This window comes from Mesorhizobium sp. M2A.F.Ca.ET.067.02.1.1 (assembly GCF_004023285.1).
Lineage (GTDB): Bacteria > Pseudomonadota > Alphaproteobacteria > Rhizobiales > Rhizobiaceae > Mesorhizobium.
On record NZ_RZSB01000548.1, the window covers coordinates 1 to 4,018 of the forward strand.

At 61.4% G+C, this 4,018-nt stretch carries 4 protein-coding genes and 1 pseudogene; 2 read left to right on the forward strand and 3 right to left on the reverse strand.

Annotated features, from left to right (window positions below):
* Positions 1-1,063: Asp-tRNA(Asn)/Glu-tRNA(Gln) amidotransferase subunit GatB (gene gatB / locus EOA28_RS27200; RefSeq protein WP_128315470.1), on the reverse strand; the 1,063-nt coding region annotated here is incomplete at its 3' end.
* Between the two features lie 372 nt (positions 1,064-1,435).
* Here gatB and EOA28_RS27210 point away from each other — a divergent pair.
* Positions 1,436-1,704: pseudogene (locus tag EOA28_RS27210) on the forward strand (YjhX family toxin).
* A gap of 43 nt (positions 1,705-1,747) precedes the next feature.
* Here EOA28_RS27210 and EOA28_RS27215 read toward each other — a convergent pair.
* Complete coding sequence (locus tag EOA28_RS27215) at positions 1,748-2,179, reverse strand: CBS domain-containing protein (protein WP_127250825.1); 432 nt, start codon at positions 2,177-2,179, stop codon at positions 1,748-1,750.
* Positions 2,180-2,305: 126 nt separating this feature from the next.
* Entirely contained in the window at positions 2,306-3,049 is a 744-nt protein-coding gene (locus tag EOA28_RS27220; protein WP_127386006.1) for a rhomboid family intramembrane serine protease, read from the reverse strand.
* A gap of 427 nt (positions 3,050-3,476) precedes the next feature.
* Between EOA28_RS27220 and EOA28_RS27225 the strand changes: the two genes are divergently transcribed.
* The coding region (locus EOA28_RS27225) for a PAS domain-containing protein (protein ID WP_128315471.1) at positions 3,477-4,018 on the forward strand (542 nt) is incomplete at its 3' end.

Genomic DNA, 4,018 nt, shown 5'->3' on the forward strand with positions numbered 1-4,018 from the left:
TCTCGAAATAGTCGGCGATCGGCTTTTCCGAAACCAGCACCGAGGCGTCATAGGCGGACAGTCCAAGCACATCGACCAGCCGAGCCTTTTTGTCGTCGGGCAGTTCCGGCAGGTCCTTGGCGAGCGCATCGACATAGGCCTGGTCGAACTCCAACGGCAAAAGGTCGGGATCTGGGAAATAGCGATAGTCGTGCGCTTCTTCCTTGGAGCGCATCGAGCGCGTCTCGCCCTTGTTCGGATCGAACAGGCGCGTCTCCTGGTCGATCTTGCCGCCGTCCTCGAGAATGGCGATCTGCCGGCGCGCCTCATATTCGATGGCCTGGCCGATGAAGCGGATCGAATTCATGTTCTTGATCTCGCAACGCGTGCCGAACGCGCCGCCCGGACGGCGCACCGAGACGTTGACGTCGGCGCGCAGCGAGCCCTCGTCCATGTTGCCGTCGCATGTGCCGAGATAGCGCATGATCGAGCGCAGCTTGGTGACATAGGCCTTGGCCTCGTCGGCCGAGCGGATGTCAGGCTTGGAGACGATTTCCATCAGCGCGACGCCGGAGCGGTTGAGGTCGACATAGGACATGGTCGGGTGCTGGTCGTGCATCGACTTGCCGGCATCCTGTTCCAGGTGCAGGCGCTCGATGCCGACCTCGATATCCTCGAACTCGCCCTGGCGGTCGGGGCCGACGGAGACGATCACCTTGCCCTCGCCGACGATCGGCTGCTTGAACTGCGAGATCTGATAGCCCTGCGGCAGGTCCGGATAGAAATAGTTCTTCCGGTCGAAGACCGACTTGTGGTTGATCGCGGCCTTGAGGCCGAGCCCGGTACGGATCGCCTGCTTGACGCATTCCTCGTTGATGACCGGCAGCATGCCCGGCATCGCCGCGTCGACCAGGCTGACATTGGCGTTGGGCGCGGCGCCGAACGATGTCGAGGCGCCCGAGAAGAGTTTTGCTTCCGAGATCACTTGCGCATGCACTTCGAGCCCGATGATGACTTCCCAGTCGCCGGTGGCGCCGGGGATAAGCCGTTTTGCGTCGGGGGTGCGGGTGTCGATGATGCTCATGGAGGCCTGCGTATCTTAGAATTCGCGATATGCAAAACGCATATTTCGGTGCGCAACTTCGCTAGTGCAAACCGCCCTGCGAGACAAGCGTAAAGCCCACACGCTGGCCTTTTCCGCTACGTTCGCCTATGGGACACTCCTCCCAATGGAGAGTGGATGTCCACTTACGCTCAGTCCCGGTGAAGCCCTGACCTCGTAGCGAGGCAGGGCAGAAAAACCTGAAACCCCGTGCCGCGATGTCTCGCGGCGGCGGCTTTTGTTGTTTTTCCCGGGACTTTATCCAATGGACATTTCGCGCAGCGCATGACCCCGAAAATCGGAACCGATTTTCGGAAAGGATCATGCGCCAACCAAGAGTGCCACAGCGTCCTTTTGCGCGTCCGAGACGCGCGGCGCTGTGGGGAACAGCGCATACTGCATCTGCTCGCGCAGGGCGGGCGTATCGAAATCGAAAAAACGAGAGTAAAAAGATCGCCTCCGTCCAGTGCCTGACCCGCGACGGCTGGCGCTATCCTGGCTTCGACCTGGAGCTCTTTCGAAAATTGAGGCGCAAGAAAGCGGTTTCTTCGACGGAAGCCGGCCCCTACCGCATCACCCGGCGCGGGCTGCAGCTCGTCCGCGCCGAGCTCGACAACCGCTAATGCCCAATGCCGCCGGCCGAAAACCGGCGGCATCTTTCGCACTCTAGGCGGTGGCGATGTAGGCCCTGATCTCCTCGGCTTCGCGCTCGACGTCCTCGATGCGGCGCTTGACCACGTCGCCGATGGAGACGATGCCGTCGAGCAGGCCGTTTTTCTCCACCGGCAGATGGCGGAAGCGGCCCCTCGTCATGATCTCCATGACCTCGTTGACCGTGTGGTTTTCGTTGCAGATCTTCACCTTCGGTGTCATCGCCGAGCGCACGGCGATGTCGAGCGCGGCGGCGCCCTCCCTGGCCAGGACCTTGACGATGTCGCGCTCCGAGAGGATGCCGACAATCTTGCGGTCGCCATTGGTGATGACGAGCGCGCCGATCCTGTGCTCGGCCAGCATGCGAATGGCCTCGCTGAGTTTCTCATTGGGCCCGAGCGTGAACACGTCATGGCCCTTGCTTTCGAGAATTGCCTTAACCGTCATGGCGTCCTCCACTGCCTTTGACGCCGGCTCCCCGCCCCGACCGGCTTTTCAGCCCCTGCGCCCCTAGGAAGACACCGGGTGCTTAGCAAACATGGTGCGCCGTGATTGGTTGCTTTTCAAGTGCGCCTAAGAAGTAGGCGGCAGCCGGCGGCGGTCGAAGAAACGCAATCCGAAGAAGCCGGCGATGAAGCCGCCAATATGGGCTTCCCAGGCGATCTGGCCATCGACGCCCGGCGCGAAGCCGAGCAGGCCGGTGGCTAGATTGATCACCATCCAGACGCCAAGAAACGTCATGACGCCGCGCAAGCGCAACACGGCCGCAATCGGCAGCGGCTCGCCGGCGAAGGCCGCCCTGCCGGATGACCGGTCGATGCGGAAGCCATAGCGCGCGGCCGCGCCCATCATGCCGGAAATCGCCCCCGACGCGCCGACGAGCGGCACCTCGCTGTAGGGATGCAGCGCCCAGAACAGAACAACCGAAGCCAGCCCGGTCACCGCGTAGAATATGGCGAAACGCAGCGCGCCGAGACGATTGGCGAGCGGCGAGCCGAAGGCCGCCAGCCAGATCATGTTGATGGCGATGTGGGCAATGCCACCGTGCATGAACGCATAGGTGAATGGACGCGTGAACAAGAACCAGTCGAAGCCATACTTGCCGGTGTAGAGCACCGGAATGAAGGCTCCGTCGTAGAGCAGTACCATGTTCTGCGCATCGTCCAGGACATATTGCTGCAACAGAAAGACAGCCGCGCAAATGCCGATCGCGGCCAACACCACTGGCGGCAGGTTGAACACCGGTTCGCGGCGCCTTGGCTCTGGAGCCTCGTCCGGCGGCGGTTCGTTCTCAGTGGGGCTTACAGGCTCGCTCATGCACCCTTGCGGTCCGGGAGTCAGGGATTTCGACGAGCATGTAGATCACGCTTTTTCGAATCACAAATGGCTATTCGCCACAGGACGCGTGCGGAAGAAGGCGCGAATCAGAACGGGAACGAATCAAAAAGAAGGCCGTCCAGGTGTCCCCCTGAACGGCCGGTCGAGTCCCCTGCTCCCCGTAAACTCGTGACTGAAGTGCTGCCGATCGCTGCTGAAACGACCGTTTTGGAGTGGCTTTTGTGTGCCACGGGCCTCGGCAGCGCGCAATGTAAACCATTCGTTAACCTTAACGACCCCGAGACGTGAACAAACGTTAACGATGCTGGCACGCATCCTGCTCCGCACTGCATGAAGCTCATCGGAGGGCGCCCTGTCTGTTCGCCGATGGGACATCAAAAGACAGATGGTGCGGAGCGGAATGGAAATGAAAGAAAAAGGATCGATCGCGCTGTTCCAATATTGGAACCAGTTGCGTGATGGCCGCCTCGCCCCCAAGCGATCGGAAGTGGAGCCGGCCGACATCAAGGCGCTTCTGGCCGACACCTTCATCCTCGAGCGCGACACGCGCGGCGAAGCGGTGTTCCGGCTAGCCGGCACGAGGCTCTGCGCCTATTACGGACGCGAGCTCAAGGGCTTCTCTTTTCCTTCGCTGTGGCGCGAGAAGGACCAGCGTCTGGTGTCGAGGCTGATGCAGGGCGTCTTCGATCAGAAATCGGTGCTGTTCATGACTTACGAGGGATTCAGCCGCAACGGCCGCTCCAACAAATTCGAGCTCCTGGCGCTGCCGTTGGACGGGGGGCACGAGAATCCGCGCTGCCTCGGCATTATCAGCACCGCCGAAAAGCCGTTCTGGCTTGGCGCCGACCCGCTCGCCGACGCGCTCATCGAAACGATCCGGGTGATAGATCCCGACAAAGAACCGATGTTCCTGAAGAACCGGCCGGCGATCGAGGTTCCCTCACTCGT

What these genes read in the sequence shown, in the direction of transcription:
- EOA28_RS27215 (WP_127250825.1), bottom strand. Translation starts at nt 2,179, where the DNA reads ATGACGGTTAAGGCAATTCTCGAAAGCAAGGGCCATGACGTGTTCACG.
- EOA28_RS27220 (WP_127386006.1), bottom strand. Translation starts at nt 3,049, where the DNA reads ATGAGCGAGCCTGTAAGCCCCACTGAGAACGAACCGCCGCCGGACGAG.